Source organism: Brevibacillus panacihumi W25 (assembly GCF_000503775.1).
GTDB lineage: Bacteria > Bacillota > Bacilli > Brevibacillales > Brevibacillaceae > Brevibacillus > Brevibacillus panacihumi_A.
Genome location: NZ_KI629785.1, coordinates 673,238 through 691,243, shown reverse-complemented (window position 1 = coordinate 691,243; position 18,006 = coordinate 673,238). Strand labels below are relative to the sequence as shown.

The window sequence follows — 18,006 nt, the reverse complement described above, 5'->3', positions numbered from 1 at the left end:
CATGCATCCATTGGAAGTGTATGCTCGAAAACGGATGGAAGACGCCAAGCTGCCCGGTGCCTTTATCGGGATCGCCAAGGACGGACAATTGCAGTACGCAGAAGGGCTGGGCTACCGCGATCGGGAAAAGCAGGAAAAGATCACGCCAGATACCGTGTTTGGCATCGGCTCCATCACCAAGTCCTTTACCTGCGTAGCGATTATGCAACTGCAAGAAGCCGGCAAGCTTTCGGTTCACGATCCGGTTGTCACGTATTTGCCGGAATTTCGGACGAAAGACGTAGAGCGGACGAAGCGGATCACCATCGCTCACCTGATGTCGCATACCTCTGGGCTGCCGTCGCTGCCAACGCTGTACTACGCGATGAGGCGCAGCATGGAGATTGATCCAGCGGTGCAGGATAATCAAAGCAGCGTCGATCTTACGGCTCATGAACCCATCGATACGTATGAGCAACTCATGGCATTTATTGCAGATCTGGACGTAGAGCTGCTGGGGGAACCGGGTACCGAATTCAGCTACAGCAATGATGGCTATTCTTTGCTGGGAGCGATTATCGAACGGGTCAGCGGACAGTCGTATGAGAGCTACCTGAAGGAGAATGTCCTCGAACCGGCTGGCATGAAGCACACCGTCTTTTTGATCGAAGAGTTGGGAGATTACGAGGATATCACCACCCTGTATACGAACAAAAAAGCGGAAGAAGGCAAAGAAGTCATTGCGGCTCCTCTTTGGTGGGATGCCCCGTCCATGCGGGCTGCCGGTTTCCTCAAGTCTACAGGCAGGGATATGCTCGCCTATGCCGAGATCTTCCGTACAGGCGGGATGGTTGGGGACGTCCGCATCGTGTCTGAAGAAAGCGTCCGTCAGATGATTGGCAATTATGCAGGTTTGGAGCCATCCCGCCACTACGGCTACGGATTTATGGTGACACCGAATTTTCGCGGGGGGACATTGATCGAGCATGGCGGCGCGATAAAAGGAGTGGCCGCTCAGCTATGCATCATACCCGAGCAAGGAATCGCCTGCGTTGTCCTGACTAATCTGGACGGCTCGCCTTCCGCGGAGCTTTTGGCGGCGGCCATTAACACGGCCCAATCACTTCCGGTCGAAGAACCCATCGCGCTGTATCCTGACTATTCCGTATCTGCGGATCTTTTAAATGAATTCATTGGCGAGTATCGGTCCGGAGAAGGGGAGAAGGTTCAGGTTTCCTTGAATGACGAAGGACTCGAGCTGCAGTTCCAAGGCATGACCCTCCCGCTGCGTGCAGTGAAGGAAGACAGCTTTGTCTTTAAGCTGGGGACAGGACAGGAGAGGTACATTCGCTTTATCCGCAGCAATACCGGCGAAGTCAGTCGCGTGGCGTTCCATTTCCGTCAACTGATCAAAGAAAAGGAGGAGGCATGAGATGAGCGTCCAGACATGGGAACAGACCTTTGAGTCATACGCCCAGGATTTGATCGATGAAACGAAAGTGCCGGGAGCGTTCATCGCGGTTGCCAGGGATGGGCAACTGATCTATGAAAAAGGCTTTGGCTATCGCGACCGGGAAGCGAAAATTCCGGCCGATCTGGATACGGTCTTCGGCATTGGATCGATCACCAAATCGTTCACTTGTGTCGCCATCATGCAGCTTCAGGAGCAAGGAAAGCTGTCCGTGCATGATCCCGTGATACGCTATTTGCCTGAGTTCCGCACACCTGACGAGGAACATACCCGGAATGTCACGATCCACCACTTTATGACTCACACGCCGGGACTTCCGCCGCTTTCCTCGCTGATCCCTGCGACGCAGCGCAGCATGCAGGATGATCCGGCAGCAGAAGAACTGTTGAAACACCCCGAATTTGCCGGCAAAGAGCCGATCGACACCTTTGAGCAATTGATGGCTTATATCGGCGAGCAGCCGATCGAATTGTTGGGTCCTCCAGGTACGGAGTTCAGTTATTCCAACGATGCTTACGCCTTGTTGGGGACCATTATCGAACGCGTCACCGGGCAAACCTATGAAAGCTATGTGCAAGAACGTATTTTGCAGCCGCTGGGGATGAGTCGTTCCGTCTTCTTTGTCGAGGAGTTGGGAGATGACAATCATTCCACCCTGTACGCAGCCAAAGAAAAGGAAGGCGTGAAGGAAGTGTACCGTGCCCCCATCTGGTGGGATTCCCCGTCCATGCGCGCAGCGGGATTTCTCAAGGCGTCTGCAAAAGACATGCTGCGGTATGCGGAATTGTTCCGGACCGGCGGAACTTCGGGTGGTGTCCGCATCCTTTCCGAAGAAAGCGTCAAGCTGATGGTTTCGCCTCATGCGAAGGTGGATGCCATACGCGGCTATGGGTATGGACTAGGGATCATCCCTTTTGCGGAAGGGGTGACACTCATCCAGCACACGGGAGGATTGAAGGGAATTACAGCACAAATGCTGATCCTGCCGGAAGCGGGCTTGACAGGGATCCTTTTGACCAATGTGGGGGATGCCCCGATTTCGGAATTGACGCTGGGATTGTTGAACAACCTGTTTTTCCGTCCTCCGGGGACCCAGTATGCGAGCTTTGCGGACTATGAAATCCCGTTTGCTGAGATACATCAGTTTGAGGGGACTTTCAAGTCAGGGGAAGGCGATGAAGTTCAGATTCGGGCAGATCAAGAAGCTGAACAACTGCTGCTCGGCATGGGAAGTGAGTCTTTGCCGCTGCGCCCGATCGGCGAAGATGAATTCCTGTTTACACGGCGAGGGGTAGATACGCTCGTCCGCTTTGTAAGGAACCAGGCGGGAGAGATCAAGCGCTTTGCTTTGGGTTCGCGCCAATTGCCAAAAGTGGAAGCGTGATCAGAAAGGGAGGGGCAGGTATTCATGAAAGTTTTCATCTCCTTGGATATGGAAGGGATTTCGGGTATCAGTGAATGGGAGGATGTCATCCCTGGCCGCAGGCATTATGAAGCGGGACGCCGGCTGTTGACATTGGATGTGAATGCGGCGATTGAAGGAGCGTTGGAAGCGGGTGCGACACAGATCATTGTCAACGAATCTCACGGTCCGATGAACAATCTGATTTTGGAAGAGCTGCATCCCGCGGCTGACGTGATCCGCGGTTTTTTCAAGCCGCTGTGCATGATGCAGGGAATCGATGAAAACTGTGACGCAGCCTTTTTCGTCGGCTATCACGGGAAGGCAGGAACAGGGGAGGCGGTGCTCAATCACACACTGTCCGGTCTTGCGATTCATCGTCTGATCTTGAATGGAAAAGAAGTGGGGGAAGCCGGTCTGAATGCTGCCATCGCAGGAGCTTTTCACGTACCCGTCGTTTTGGTGACCGGGGATGAGCAGACGGCTCGGGAAGTAGAGGAGGATATTCCGGGCGTCTATACCGTTGCAGTAAAATCAGGCATTACCGGTCTCTCCTCTCTAGCTCTGCATCCCCAGCGGGCCAGAGAGCAGATCCGTCGAAGAGCGAAGGAAGCGCTGCTGAACCGAAGTACCGTAAAGCCGATCCAGCAGCAGGAAGAGAACACACTGGTTGTCGAGTTTACCCGATCGCAATTTGCGACAGCCGTGAGCTGGATGCCTGGTGTGGAACTGCTCGAAGGCCGAACGATCCGCTACACGGGCAAGAATGTAGCCGAGATGATGCCCGTATTGCAAGCGATGCTGCTAGTGACTGGCCAGGTCAATCGAATGATCACAGGAGTTTAAAACTTGTCCAAATCAACGCTCAGCCTATTTCAACGATTTGTTGAATGAGGTTGAGCGTTTTTGTCTGCTGCCATATCATAGATGATACAATGGATAGAGATGGACAAGTCGCGAGGGGGAACCACCATGAAGGCTATTCTAGTCGACGATGAGCGATTAGCTTTGAGCCACCTCAAGCAAACTCTGGAAACATATGCATCAGATATAGAGTGTATCGGGGAATTCTCAGACCCGACTGTCGTACTCGGGCAGATCAAAGAGCTACAGCCAGATGTGGTTTTTCTCGATATTCAAATGCCCGAAATAGACGGTTTGCAACTGGGAGAGCAGGTGCAAGCAGCTTTTCCGCACATACTGATGGTTTTTGTGACTGCTTTTGACCGTTATGCATTGCAGGCATTTGACCTATATGCGCTGGATTATCTCTTGAAACCCGTGTTGCCGGAACGTCTCCAGCAATCCGTCCAGCGATTGCGTGAAAAAATGGAGGCTGGCCGAGACAGGCAAATCGTCTCAAGAGAAACAAAGATCTGTTGTTTTCAACAAATCCGCGTTCAACTGCCAGGCAAGGAACCGGAATCGCTCAGATGGGGTTCTGCAAAGGCGTTGGAGTTGTTTGCGTATTTGCTGCATCATCGAAATCAAGTGATTGACAATCAACACTTGATCGAGCTTTTATGGCCGGACTACGAGGAATCGAGAGCGGCGCAGCAGTTGTATACAGCCATCTATCACATCCGCCAAACCTTGCAAAACAACGGGATGGGAACGGTCGCCATTCGCAGCGGTGAATGTGGCAGGGGTTACATGCTTACGCTCGGTGAAGCGCAGGTCGATACGGAAAAATGGGAAGGCCAGGTGAAGCAGGCAGAGCAGCATTTTCCGCAGCAGATAGAGGATTGCGCGCATGCCTTCAGCATGTATGAAGGGGATTACCTGGGGGCGTACGACTTTCTGTGGGCAGAACAAGAACGCAAAAGGCTGCGGAATCTTTGGCTGAGTCTCGCCGAAAAACTGATCGACTACTATTCTGAGAAAGGAATGCTGCAGGAAGTCAGTAATGTCCGTCTGCGTGTCCAACAACTTCTTCCTCCACAGGCCGATTGATCTACAGGAAGGATCTGCTCAAGCTCCGCTGTTTCATGCAGCGGGGCGTTTTTTGGTGTGCCACGCATGGCGATTAACTAGGTGGTGAAAGTCCACTGTGGGGGTTTGTAGTTACCAACCACTAGCCAAGAGCAAGGGTGTCCACCGCGAGGTGGAATCCAAAGGAAGCTGGAGGCAAACTTCCGGCCCAAGGAACACGAACATCATCAGGCATAGGATACGGGATGAGTCTGCCAAACAAGACGAAGTCCAATTAACTACACGGACGTACCAATGTAAATGATGTGGGTATATGGAAGGAAAGTGAATCGTCTTACCGTGGGAGGTCTCATGGACGTGAGGAGATGCACTTCGAATCACGGTTGAAACAAGATTTATCATGAGAAGTCAGCAGACGCCATAGTACCGCATGCAGTCGACAACATGCGGGAAGGGCCGAACCTAAGGAGGTGTGAGTCAATGAAAGTTACCAAAACAGGAGCAAAGGGCAGCCAACTTCCAACGGAAGGCTTCACGCAGAAAGATAGTGCGGAACACGAAGGATATGCGGGAGCGCACATTCCTGCGAGGATAACTGAAACGGATAACACCAACACAGACTTGCCGAAGGATGGATTGCTCGAGAAAATTGTGAGCAGGAACAATCTGAACGAAGCGTTCAAGAGAGTCAAAGCGAACAAAGGCTCCCACGGAATTGATGGGATGGGAGTGGATGAACTTCTACAACATCTCAAAGAGAATGGGGAGACACTCAGGCAATCAATCCTGGACGGGAAATACCGTCCGAACCCCGTTCGGAGGGTAGAAATCCCCAAAGAGAATGGAAAGAAAAGAAACCTGGGAATCCCGACGGTTGTTGATCGAGTCATCCAACAAGCCATAGCGCAAGTGCTTACGCCGATCTATGAGAAAGAGTTCTCCGAGAATAGTTTCGGCTTCCGCCCCAAACGAAGCGCACATGATGCAATCAGAAGAAGTCAGGCGAACATACAAGAAGGGTACAAATACGTGGTGGATATGGACTTGGAGAAATACTTCGACACCGTGAATCAAAGTAAACTCGTCGAGGTATTATCGAGAACCATCAAGGACGGGCGGGTCATCTCACTCATACACAAGTACCTAAAAGCTGGCGTCATCGTGAAGCATAAGTTTGAAGAAACGGAAGTCGGTGTACCGCAAGGGGGCAATCTGAGTCCAATACTTAGCAATATCATGCTGAACGAATTGGACACAGAACTGGAAAACAGAGGTCATAGGTTCGTCCGCTATGCGGACGATCTGCTCATCTTCTGCAAGAGCAGAAAAAGTGCTGAGCGAGCGCTGAGGAACATCCTCCCCTTTATCGAGAAGAAACTCTTCCTCAAAGTAAATCGGGAGAAGACGGTCGTGGATGAGGCGAGGAAGGTCAAATTTCTTGGTTTCTCATTTTACTCCCTCAAGGGGCAGACGAGAGTCAGAATCCATCCGAAATCCATCGTGAAGATGAAAACCAAGGTTAAGGAGTTGACCGCAAGAAGCAACGGAATAGGAAACGAAGACAGAGCCGTGAAGCTCAGACGATATATCATGGGCTGGGTGAACTATTTCAAAATTGCCGACATGAAGAAACTGCTCCAAACCACGGATGAATGGATGCGAAGGCGAATTCGCATGATCTACTGGAAGCAATGGAAACGGATAAGGACAAGGTTTAAAATGCTGAAATTATTCGGAGTCCAAGACCAGAAGGCATGGGAATACGCAAACACAAGAAAGAGCTACTGGAGAACCTCCAATAGTCCCATCCTCGCCCAATCCCTCGGAAACAACACGATCAAAGGACTCGGTTTCATATTCTTTTCAGATTATTATCGACAAGTCACTGCGTAAACTTAGGAACCGCCGTATACCGAACGGTACGTACGGTGGTGTGGGAGGTCGGCTGCCCAAATAATGGGTAGCCTCCTACCCGATTCGGAAAATGATGCTGACTTTTGTGGGAGAAAAATATTAGACGAAATATTCTAAAAATTATAGAATAGGTGAAAAGCACACAAAAGGTGGGAGGAAAATGTACGACCAGGAAATGGACAACCGTTCTTTTTCGCGCAGAGAATTTCTCACCAAGGCAGCGATGATTGGTTTAGCTGCAGCGGTCCCGGGCAGCTTGTTAGCAGGTGCCGGTACAGCCAATGCAGAGGGTTCTGCTGCATCTCAGGCAACGGCCGGAGCAGCCGCTGCTCCGGCGGACAGTCTGTTCCAACCAGGCGGTACGATTGTAGACGTGCCCGGAATAAAAGTAGGACAGCTGCAGGATTTGAAAGCCATGACAGGCTGTACCGTTGTCGTGCTGGAGGAAGGTTCACCATGCGGCGTAGATGTGCGCGGATCGGCACCGGGGACAAGAGAGACGGATTTGCTGAATCCGATCAATATGGTTGAAAAAGTAAATGCGATTGTTTTGACAGGGGGAAGCGCATTTGGCCTCGACTCGGCGAGCGGGGTCATGCGCTTTTTGGAGGAGCAAGGCATCGGCCATCCGGTAGGAGTCGGTGTTGTGCCGATTGTGCCGGCAGCCGTGATCTTTGATCTGTCGTTTGGCAGCGCCAAGGTTCGACCTGATCAGAAGATGGGGTACGAAGCCGCCAAAATCGCCAGTAAAAATCCCGTCAAGCAAGGAAATGCAGGGGCGGGGACAGGGGCAACAGTAGGCAAGCTGGCAGGCGGCAAGCGGGCGATGAAGGGAGGATTGGGCTCCGCATCAGTCCGGCTGCCAAACAGACTAGTCGTAGGGGCAATTGTCGCAGTCAATGCAGTCGGACAGGTTCAGGACCCCGTTACAGGGGAGATCCTGGCGGGAGCGCGCGACGACCAGGGACAGATCCGCGACGCCTTATCCTGGATGATCGAGCAGAGCGCGCCTCCTGTTCCAAGCGGCACCAACACGACGATTGCCGTCGTCGCCAGCAATGCCAACCTGAACAAGACGCAAGCCAACAAGGTAGCCCAGATGGCGCACAACGGTCTTGCGAAGTCTATCTTTCCCGTCCATACCATGAGTGACGGGGATACCATTTTTGCGGTAGCTACAGGTGGCGTGGACGCATCCGTCAACCTGGTAGGCACCTTGTCGGCCGAGGTTCTGGCGGCAGCTGTAGTCAATGCCATTAAAGCGGCGGAGGGAGCAGAGGGGCTGCCGGCTTATCGCGATCTGGTTTCCCGCTAAGCCTTTGGCTGGGTTGGCTCTGTCACGTACGCAATATATCCAATAGCATCTGTGTCATCGGCGATTCGCGTCTCTTTCCCGAATCTTCGCAATGTCCAGAGAATGTATCCATCTCCGAATGCGCCGAGAATCATGATGATGCTCCACGAATACCAGAAAAGAGACTGAGCATACAGAGCGATACAGTACGGAATGATCCCGAGCAAGACGCCGGGAAGAAGGACCGCCAGACGATAGTTGGAGATGGGCAGTGGTTGTAAGCAGCAGGCGTAGAAAATCATTTTTTTCCAGATGACGCCAAAACGGATATCAGACCAGGCTACTTTTCCACTCAAATAAAACCCAAGCCCATGCAAGGCCTCGTGGACGACAATCCCCACGACGATCAAAAGGATAAAGAACAGAAGGTCTGGCAGCGTAATGGAAAAATGAACTTCCCCTCCATACAAGATTATGGATATCACGAAGAACAGGATGGAAAAGACAGTTCCGTATACGTTTGCCTTCCAAGGCTGCAAGGTGACACGCTGCTCTTTTACATGTGTTTCCAAGAATGAAACCCCTCCAGTCGATGTAAACGTATGAAAGCCCTTCCCTGACAGGAAGGGCTTTTGCGCATGAATCGGTCTTCCGTTATAGCCAAGCGTCCGGGAGAAGCTCGCCGGAGGCTACAATCTTGGCGTTTCCCTCCATGGTTACTTCCTGGGCCAACCCCTCTGCAAGCTGATAGGATATCTGCAAGATGCCGCCGCGAGTATGGACGCTCACTGGCGAACCTGTCTCTACCAGTCCCAGCATTCCGGCGATGACCGCCGCCGCTGTCGATCCGGAACCGCAGGCATAGGTCTCTGCCTCGACTCCGCGTTCGTAGGTTCGGATCTGCAAGGTATTCCCGTCCAGGACCTCGACAAAATTAACGTTGGTCCCTTGAGGAAAGTAAATTCTATCATAGCGAATCTGTCTGCCCCAGTCAATGATTTGCCGATCGGAAATCGCTGCGAGGCGATCGACAAACCAGACCGTATGTGGGACTCCGATCCATCCGTAATGATACAGCGCAGCTGGTCCATCCATTGGATAAGGCTGGTTCAGCTTCAGCTCATCCAGCACTACGTCGGGATAACTTACCCGCACGAGTTGTGATTCCGGGTGAATCTGTGCATGGTAGAACCCGGCCAGGGTCTCGAACCACATGGTATCCTTTGCTGCCCCGACGGCATGCGCGAACCGGGACAGGCATCTCGCCCCGTTGCCGCACATCTCTCCTTCACTGCCGTCTGCGTTGAAATAACGCATCTTGAAATCCGCACGCTCCGAGTGCTCCAGCATCATGAAGCCGTCAGCACCCATCGAGATTCCTCGCGCGCAAACACGTTGGACAAACCGGGACAAATCAAATCCGTCCATGATGCCCTGGCGATTGTCGACGATGATGAAATCATTGCCGCAGCCGTTCATTTTCATAAAAGGAATCTTGAGAGAAGTCACGATTGTTCTCCTTTACATGGAAGCTGTTTCTTCCTGGCCGAGTATTTTCTTTTTCATCCACTCTTTCCCGTCGACGATGCGTGCGACCATCATGCTGGCAACCGTATCACCGGTAGCGTTGACCATCGTGGCAGGCGGATCGACAAGCGTACCCAGCATGGCGATGATGGGCAGTGCTTCCGGAGGGAAGCCGTACATGGTGACAATCAGCATCTCACCGATAAAACCGCCGCCCGGAACTCCGGACATGACGACCCCGCTTAGCACAGCGATCATAATCGCGGTCAAATAGGTGTCCAAACCGTGGAACGGCATATTGAAGAGACCGAAGATAAACGAGATTTTCAGGATCGCACTTAGACAGGATCCATCCATATGAGCCGTGGCTCCAAACGGAATGACAATCTCGCGCACGTCCTTGGGCACGCCGATTTTTTCGGTTGCAGCAAGGTTTACCGGAATGGTAGCGACGCTGCTCCCGGTGGCGAAAGAAGTAACGGCAGGAGAGATCGCATGTTTCCAGAAGAGACGAGGTGCTCCCTTGCCCATGGCCAAGTATGCGTAAATCGTGAAGGCAAGAAGAAAATAAAGAAAAGAGATTGGATAATAGATGGCCATTGCTCTAGCATAGGAACCGAGCAGGTCCGGGCCAAAAACCCCGACGAGATTGGCAAAATAAGCCCCAAGTCCAATAGGAGCGTAGTACATCAAAAGTTTGATCATCTTGATCATCACTTCGGAGAGTGCATGTAATCCCTCTGCCACTTTTCGTCCTTTCTCACCAGCCAGGCTGACCGATAATCCAAACAAGATCGAAAAGACAATGAGAGCCAGCATGTTCTTGCGGGATAAAATATCGCTGAAATTGGAAACGGTGAAGGCTTGCACAAACTGATCAGCCGTGTTGAGCTGGTTGATTTCCTCTGGTGCCTGCAGTTCCACCTTGATTCCTTCAGCAGGCGGGAAAATCGAGACTCCGACCAGCATGAGGATGGAAGAGATGATGCCGGTGATCACGAAGACAGCGAGCATGACCCCGAGGATTTTTCCCAGCCGCTTCAAGTCGACGATGTTGGCTACGGCACTGCTGATGTTGACGAACACGAGCGGGACGACAATAGTAAACATCATGTTGATGAAGATGTCGCCAAAGGGCTTCAAGGCTTCGGCGTCTTTCCCCATCAAGATTCCGATGATCGCTCCAAGCGCAATACAGATCAGAAGCATGATGGGATAGCGATACGATTGCCAAACACTGCTTTTCGTTCCTTCAACCATGCAAAAATACCTCCCTATCAAATAAAAATTAAGAAAGTCTAGTATCATTATACAAACTTTCTTTTTAAAATCTTCAGAAAACTTTTACGGCTGACAGAATCTTTTTTGATTGTGCTACGATACGTCTGTTAGGAAAAAATTTCAAAGGAAAAGATATCAGACCGTAGACGGGGAGGATTCACGATGAAAGCTATTATGGTCACTGCTTTTGGCGGTCCGGAAAACATGATCTATACCGACACTGACCTGCCTGAGATGCATGCCAAGCAGGTTCTGATCCGCGTTGCAGCCACCAGTGTCAACTTTGCAGACATCAAGGCCAGGTACGGAAAAAAAGGGGGAGGCAAGCTTCCGTTCATTCCAGGCTTGGATGTGGCAGGGGTGGTTGAACGCGTAGGAGCGGAAGTAACGCATATTCAAGCGGGTCAAAAGGTCATCGCATTCCCTGCCAACGGCTCGTACGCCGAGTATGTGGCTGCGGACGAGGATCTGACCTTCGCCATTCCGGATCATCTGGATTTCCGAACAGCAGCAGCGTGCCCAATCGTCTCCTTTACTTCCTACAAGCTGCTCGCGGACGTAGCGAGGGTAGAGCAAGGAGAGACTGTACTGATCCACGCAGCATCAGGCGGAATCGGGACTACGGCGATTCAATTGGCCAAAATTCTTGGGGCAGGGCTGGTTATCGGTACAGTTGGGGACGAGAGTAAAGCGCAATTTGCCCGAGAGGCGGGAGCTGATACTGTCATATGCCATCAGCAGGAGGATTTTGCTGCGCGGGTAAACGAGCTTACCCGTGGCGTCGGAGCTGATGTCATCCTCGACTCCATCTCCGGACGTGTCTTTGAACAAAGCATGGCTTGTCTGTCCCCATACGGCAGGCTCGTCCATTTTGGCAATGCGAGCGGGGAAGTAGGGAGATTTCAGACGGTCGATCTGCATGCGAGTTGCCGTTCGGTTCTCGGCTTTAGTTTTGGTACAACACGGCAAAAACGCCCGCATCTGCTTCGACCGGTTGCCGAACGAGTCCTGCCCCTGATCGCAGACGGAAAGCTGCAGATCAAGATCGGCAAAACGTTTCCATTACAGGAAGCCGCTTTGGCGCATGAATGGGTAGAAAGCCGCCGAAGCACGGGAAAAGTGTTGCTGGAGGTCAACCAGACGCTCGGTTCGCAGGATTAAATAATCACCCATAAAAACTCTCATTCTATGACTCTACAATCCGGGATGAGAGTTTTTTACTTTTACTATAATATATATTCGCTATTAAAATTTCTTATAACAAACCGCACGAAACCAATATATGCAATATAGGTCTATTGTTTACTAGCACTTGACGGGTTCCGTTACTTTCAAGCTATAATTGACTTACAATTTTGATTTATCAAATATTTATGAAAATGCACTTGCATGCATGAAAACATCCACGAAGGAGAGGAGTGAGCAAATGGGACGTTATATTGTGAAAAGGATTGTCGCAGGCCTCATTACCATGTTCGTACTGACAACCGTCACCTTTTTCCTCATGCATGCGATCCCGGGAGGACCGTTCAGCCCTGCAGAAGAACGAAAAGTGCCGAAACAGGTACTGGAAAAAATCGAAGAGAAATACGGTCTGAATGACCCGATTCCTGTACAGTATGTGAACTACTTGAAGAATCTGGCCCAAGGGGATTTCGGTCTTTCGTTCAAACAAAGAGATGTGACCGTGAATGAGATCATCGAGCAGGGATTTCCCGTTTCGGCCAAAGTCGGGAGCATAGCCATCGTTGTCGCATTGCTGGTGGGAATTCCGCTCGGCATCACGTCCGCGATCAAAAGAGGGAAGTGGGCTGACTGGCTGGCGATGATTATCGCCACGGTAGGAATCTCCATTCCCAGCTTCGTATTATCGGTGCTGATGCTTTTCTTGTTTGCTGTCGTGCTGAAGGTGTTGCCGACATTCGGATTGACCTCCTGGCAGCACTACATTCTTCCTGTTGCCGGACTTTCCTTTGGTCCCATCGCCTATATAGCGAGATTGATGCGCTCCAGCATGCTCGAAGTGATGAGATACGATTACATCCGCACGGCCCGTGCCAAAGGTGTCCACGAACTGAAAGTCATATGCAAGCACGCATTGAAAAATGCCATTATTCCTATCGTTACTTATTTAGGCCCATTGGTGGCCATACTTTTGACCGGAAGCTTTGTCATTGAACGGATTTTCTCCATCCCCGGTATCGGCAGGGACTTCGTGACAGGGATCAGCGACCGTGACTATTCTGTCATTTTAGGCATGACGGTCTTCTTCGGAGCATTCATCGTCGTAGCCAATATCATTGTGGATGTTCTCTATGCGGTGATTGATCGTCGCGTAAAAATGGATGAGTAGGTGATGGTATGATTCATACGGCCCGAATGAAAGAAAGAGAAGATGGTCCATTCTCCACGAGCGCTGCAGGTGATCTTCCAGATGACCTGTTTGAAAAGCTGGATGAATCCGATCGGCAAGATAATGAAGAAATCACTCGTCCGAGCAAGTCGTACTGGCAGGATGCCTGGGCTCGCTTTCGCAAAGATCCGTTGGCGATGATCGGATTGTGCGTCATTATCGTGATGGCAGTCGCAGCTATTTTCGGACCAATATTTTCTGAATATACGTACGATGGCCAAAATTTGGAAAACGGAAATCACCCCCCATCTGCCGAGCACTGGTTTGGGACGGACAAGTTTGGGCGCGACATTTTCGTCAGGACGCTGTACGGTGCGAGAATCAGTCTCTTGATCGGCTTTGTCGCAGCAGCCATCAACATGGTGATCGGCATCATCTACGGCGGCATATCCGGGTATTTTGGAGGTAGAGTCGACATGCTGCTGATGCGCATCGTCGATATCATGATCGGGGTGCCGGATCTGCTCTACATCATTTTGGTGATGATGTTCCTCGGCAACAGCATCCAGAGCATCTTGATCGCCTTGTGCCTGACTTCCTGGATCGGGACGGCGCGTATCGTCCGCTCGCAGGTCGTGACGCTCAAGCATCAGGAATACGCACTCGCTGCACGGGCCATTGGTTCCTCCAATCTGCGCATCTTGTTTAAACACCTCATACCCAACAGCATCGGGCCGATTATCGTGACCGTTACCTTCCTGGTTCCATCCGCGATCTTTTCCGAAGCGTTCCTGAGCTTTCTCGGGATCGGGATTCAGGTGCCGATCGCAAGCTGGGGCACACTCGTGAACGACGCCATCCCCACTTTGTTTACCCAACCGTACCAGATGCTGTTCCCTGCGCTCGCGATCAGCATCACGATGTTTGCGCTCAATTTTATCGGCGACGGGTTGAGGGATGCGCTGGATCCACGTCTGAAGAAATAGGGGGGATAACCTGTGAAATTGCTTCAGGTCAACAATTTACGAACCACCTTCCATATCGAAGCAGGGCAAGTTCAAGCTGTTCGCGGGATCTCCTTTCATGTCGAGAAAGGAGAGTCGGTGGGGATCGTCGGAGAATCGGGCTCTGGAAAAAGCGTCTCCATGCTGTCGATCATGCGTCTGTTGCCTGACAACGCCAGCATCGAAGCGGATCGCCTTCTGTTCGATGGTACTGAGATCATGGATATGGATCATACGCAAATGCGCCGGCTGCATGGCAACGATATCGGCATGATTTTTCAAGACCCGATGACTTCGCTCAATCCTTTGTTCACCATCGGCGATCAGCTTATGGAGCCGATTCGCATCCATTTGAAGCTTTCCAAGGCAGAAGCAAAGAAAAAGGCCATCGAAGTACTGAAAATGGTGGAGATCCCGAGTCCTGAAACCAGGCTCAATCAATATCCGCACGAATTTTCCGGGGGAATGAGGCAGCGGGTGATGATCGCCATCGCAATCTCTTGCAACCCCAAGCTGTTAATCGCTGATGAACCGACGACCGCGCTGGACGTGACGATCCAAGCCCAGATTCTCGATTTGATGCGGGATTTGAAAAAGAAAAGCAATACCTCTATTGTACTGATCACCCATGATTTGGGCGTCGTAGCCAGTATGTGCAGTCGGATCATTGTCATGTACGGCGGCCAGATCGTAGAGGAAGGCACGACGCGGGAAGTCTTCTACAACCCGCAGCATCCCTATACATGGGGACTGATTCGTTCCATGCCCAAGGTATCCGAAGGGGAAAAGAAAAAGCTGATTCCGATCCCGGGAAGTCCGCCTGATTTGTTGGCGCCGCCGCAGGGCTGTGCGTTTGCTGCCCGCTGCGAGCACGCGATGAAGGTTTGCACGAAGTATTCTCCAGTCTCCATCTCTTTGAGCGAGAGCCATCGGGCTGCGTGCTGGCTGATGCACCCGAAAGCTGCAAAAGCAGAAAGAGAGGTGATTGGCTCATGACCCAAACGACTGAAAATCTGATCGAAGTCAAACATTTGAAGAAATACTTTGATGTGAAAAAAGGCTTGTTCAGCCGCAGCGACCGCCAGCTCAAGGCAGTAGACGACATCAGCTTTTCAATCAAAAAGGGGGAGACGCTGGGACTCGTCGGCGAATCAGGCTGCGGCAAGACGACAGCTGGACGAACGCTGTTAAGACTATACGAGCCCACATCCGGACAGATTCTTTTCCAAGGCGCTCCGCTGGAAAATCTAAAGCACAGTGAACTCCTGCCATACCGCAAGAAAATGCAGATGATTTTTCAAGATCCTTACGCTTCCCTTGATCCGCGCATGACAGTGGGAGAGATCATCGGGGATCCGCTGGATGTCCATCGGATCTGCAAAGGGAAGGATCGCTCTGACCGGATCCGTGAATTGGTCGAACTCGTCGGCTTGAAGCGAGATCACATCAACCGCTACCCGCATGAATTTTCCGGAGGACAGCGCCAGCGGATCGGGATCGCCCGCGCCCTCGCTGTAGAGCCCGAATTTATCGTTTGCGATGAGCCGATTTCGGCACTGGACGTCTCGATTCAGGCGCAGGTCGTCAATATGCTGGAGGACCTGCAGGAGAGATTCGGGCTTACCTATTTGTTCATCTCCCACGACCTGTCGATGGTGCGGCATATCTCCCACAAGGTAGGAGTGATGTACCTGGGCAGTCTGGTTGAAATCGCGGATGCGCATGAGCTGTATACCAACATGCAGCATCCTTATACCAAAGCGCTTCTCTCCGCCGTGCCAATCCCTGACCCGGATCTGGCAGAGAAGAGTAAACGCATTCATCTGCAAGGAGATGTGCCAAGTCCGCTCGACCCGCCTCCGGGCTGCGCTTTCCAGACGCGCTGTGCCTATGCTGTTGCAGCATGTCGGGAAGCGAAGCCTGCATTAAAAGACGTTGGGAATGGACACCAGGTAGCTTGCCACATCGTTTCCTGATCCAAAACGGTCATGTCCGTTTTGATGACCGCAAGCACCAGCCTCAGATGAAAGCTGTCTTCCAAGACGGATTTTCATACATTACAGAACAGAGGGGGAAGAAAATGAAAAAGCTCGTTGGCCTTTTTTTCAAATTATCATTGGTTGCCACCATTATCGCGGGCTGCAGCTCCAGCAATACGACTGCACCCGGCAACACCAGCACGCCCAACACGAGCAATACGACAGAGAACAAAACCGAATCGCCGCAGAAAGAAAAGAAAGTCGTCTATGCCTTGCCTGCAGAACCAGAGACACTTGACCCTACCTTGAACGTCTATTCGCGTTCCTCCGTCGTCATGCAGAACCTCTTCAGGGGATTGTACAAGATCAATAAGGATGGTCAGCCCGTTCCTTCATTGGCCAGTGACACCCAAATCGATGAGACAGGAACCAAGTACACGTTCAAGATCAATCCGAACGCCAAGTGGAGTGACGGCAAGCCTGTCACCGCCCATGATTTTGAATACTCCTGGAAACGCGTGTTGAACCCGGATGTGGCCTCGGAAGCCGCGTTTGACCTGTTCTATCTGAAAAACGGACAGAATTATAATGAAGGAAAAGCAACAGCCGATGAGGTAGGGGTAAAAGCGGTGGACGACCAGACCCTCGAGGTGCAATTGGAAAATCCAACGACATACTTCCTGAATCTTCTTTGTGCGACGTCGTACTATCCCGTGCGAAAAGACGTAGTGGATGGCAATGACGGATGGACGAAGACACCAGAAACGTACCTTGTCACAGGTCCGTTCATGCTGACAGAGATTCACCCCAAACAGAAATACGTGCTGAAGAAAAATCCGAACTACCTGGAAGCTGACAAAGTGCAGCTTGATACGTTGGAGATTGTCTTCATTGAAGCTGCGGAAGCAGAGCTGGCTGCGTACACCAATGGAGAGATCGACGTTTCGGACAACATGAACAATGAATCGATGCAAAAATACAAAGATTCGCCCGAGTATTTTGCTGCCGACCGTATCGGTACGTACTATTTCGACTATAATACCAGCGTCAAGCCATTCGATGATGCTCGTGTCAGAAAAGCGTTCGCCATCTCCATCAATCGCGAACAAATCGTAAGAAACGTGCTGCAATCGACGGAAAAACTAGCTTATGGCTTTGTACCGTACGGCATGCCTGATCTCGTCGACCCTTCCAAGGAGTACCGCGATGTCGTAGGAGATCTGTTCAAGGAGGACGTGGCAGAAGCGAAGCGCTTGCTGGCCGAAGCAGGGTATCCCGACGGAAAAGGTTTGCCGGAGATCGAGTTCATGACGATGTCTGGACAGACGGACAGGGACATCGCGCAGGCGCTGCACAGCATGTGGAAGGAAAATCTGGGCGTCGAAGTGACGATCAATATTTTGGAGTCGAAAATTTACTGGGATGAAATGAGAATGGGCAACTTTATGATTGCGCGAGACGGCTGGACCGGAGACTATTTGGACCCGATGACCAACCTGACCCTGTTTGAGACTGTCAATGCTGCAGACGGACCTCGCTGGAGCAACAAGGAGTACGACGCCTTGCTGCAGGAAAACCGCGAAATTCAGGACCAGGCCAAACGTTCCGCAAACTATGCCAAGGCTGAGAAAATCCTGATGGACGAAATGCCGGTCTTCCCGCTCTATTTCTATCAGGATACCTATTTGGCGAAGCCGCATGTGAAAGGCGTCATGAAGAACTATATTGGACACACCTATTTTGAGTACGCTTATATTGAATAGAAAAAAGCTCGCTGATCCGAATCGGCAAGACCCCTGGCTAATAAGTCGGGGTCTTTTTCTTTCCCTTCCTGCTCTCTTGTACGCTGTTGGTTGAGGGGGAGTGCAGG

15 protein-coding genes are annotated in these 18,006 nt (G+C 51.4%); 12 read left to right on the top strand and 3 right to left on the bottom strand.

Annotated features, from left to right (window positions below):
• Position 1 precedes the first annotated feature (1 nt).
• The 6 genes from T458_RS44295 (at position 2) to T458_RS44270 (ending at position 8,013) form a co-directional block, all read left to right on the top strand.
• Positions 2-1,411, top strand: a complete 1,410-nt coding sequence (locus T458_RS44295) for a serine hydrolase (RefSeq protein ID WP_023557521.1) — start codon at positions 2-4, stop codon at positions 1,409-1,411.
• A gap of 1 nt (position 1,412) precedes the next feature.
• On the top strand, positions 1,413-2,834 hold the full coding sequence (locus T458_RS44290; RefSeq protein WP_023557520.1) for a serine hydrolase domain-containing protein: 1,422 nt from the start codon (positions 1,413-1,415) through the stop codon (positions 2,832-2,834).
• 24 nt (positions 2,835-2,858) lie between these two features.
• Positions 2,859-3,698, top strand: a complete 840-nt coding sequence (locus T458_RS44285) for a M55 family metallopeptidase (protein ID WP_023557519.1) — start codon at positions 2,859-2,861, stop codon at positions 3,696-3,698.
• A gap of 126 nt (positions 3,699-3,824) precedes the next feature.
• Positions 3,825-4,805 carry a response regulator gene (locus T458_RS44280; protein ID WP_023557518.1) on the top strand — a complete coding sequence of 327 codons (981 nt, stop codon included), beginning with the start codon at positions 3,825-3,827 and terminating at the stop codon, positions 4,803-4,805.
• A 459-nt stretch (positions 4,806-5,264) separates the two neighbouring features.
• Positions 5,265-6,677, top strand: coding sequence for a group II intron reverse transcriptase/maturase (gene ltrA, locus T458_RS44275; protein ID WP_023555536.1), 1,413 nt, complete (start codon positions 5,265-5,267; stop codon positions 6,675-6,677).
• Positions 6,678-6,858: 181 nt separating this feature from the next.
• Positions 6,859-8,013, top strand: a complete 1,155-nt coding sequence (locus tag T458_RS44270; protein ID WP_023557517.1) for a P1 family peptidase — start codon at positions 6,859-6,861, stop codon at positions 8,011-8,013.
• Here T458_RS44270 and T458_RS44265 read toward each other — a convergent pair.
• The 3 genes from T458_RS44265 to T458_RS44255 form a co-directional block, all read right to left on the bottom strand.
• Positions 8,010-8,564, bottom strand: coding sequence for a DUF3267 domain-containing protein (locus tag T458_RS44265; RefSeq protein WP_023557516.1), 555 nt, complete (start codon positions 8,562-8,564; stop codon positions 8,010-8,012). The genes T458_RS44270 and T458_RS44265 overlap by 4 nt on opposite strands.
• An 82-nt stretch (positions 8,565-8,646) precedes the next feature.
• The gene (gene dapF, locus T458_RS44260) at positions 8,647-9,501 is read right to left on the bottom strand and encodes a diaminopimelate epimerase (RefSeq protein WP_023557515.1); all 855 of its coding nucleotides are present in this window, start codon (positions 9,499-9,501) and stop codon (positions 8,647-8,649) included.
• 12 nt (positions 9,502-9,513) lie between these two features.
• Positions 9,514-10,779 (bottom strand): dicarboxylate/amino acid:cation symporter, encoded by a 1,266-nt coding sequence (locus T458_RS44255; RefSeq protein WP_023557514.1) that lies wholly within the window; start codon positions 10,777-10,779, stop codon positions 9,514-9,516.
• A gap of 183 nt (positions 10,780-10,962) precedes the next feature.
• On the opposite strand from T458_RS44255, the gene T458_RS44250 reads away from it, so the two are divergent.
• The 6 genes from T458_RS44250 to T458_RS44225 all read left to right on the top strand — a co-directional run bounded on the left by T458_RS44250 (position 10,963) and on the right by T458_RS44225 (position 17,899).
• The gene (locus T458_RS44250) at positions 10,963-11,961 is read left to right on the top strand and encodes a quinone oxidoreductase family protein (RefSeq protein ID WP_023557513.1); all 999 of its coding nucleotides are present in this window, start codon (positions 10,963-10,965) and stop codon (positions 11,959-11,961) included.
• A 265-nt stretch (positions 11,962-12,226) separates the two neighbouring features.
• Complete coding sequence (locus tag T458_RS44245) at positions 12,227-13,153, top strand: ABC transporter permease (RefSeq protein ID WP_023557512.1); 927 nt, start codon at positions 12,227-12,229, stop codon at positions 13,151-13,153.
• Between the two features lie 8 nt (positions 13,154-13,161).
• Entirely contained in the window at positions 13,162-14,139 is a 978-nt protein-coding gene (locus T458_RS44240) for an ABC transporter permease (protein WP_023557511.1), read from the top strand.
• 12 nt (positions 14,140-14,151) lie between these two features.
• Positions 14,152-15,153, top strand: coding sequence for an ABC transporter ATP-binding protein (locus T458_RS44235; protein ID WP_023557510.1), 1,002 nt, complete (start codon positions 14,152-14,154; stop codon positions 15,151-15,153).
• Positions 15,150-16,133, top strand: a complete 984-nt coding sequence (locus T458_RS44230; protein ID WP_023557509.1) for an ABC transporter ATP-binding protein — start codon at positions 15,150-15,152, stop codon at positions 16,131-16,133. The genes T458_RS44235 and T458_RS44230 overlap by 4 nt, the downstream gene beginning before the upstream one ends.
• 104 nt (positions 16,134-16,237) lie before the next feature.
• A complete protein-coding gene (locus tag T458_RS44225; RefSeq protein ID WP_023557508.1) occupies positions 16,238-17,899 on the top strand; it encodes a peptide ABC transporter substrate-binding protein in 1,662 nt (553 codons plus the stop codon).
• Positions 17,900-18,006 lie beyond the last annotated feature (107 nt).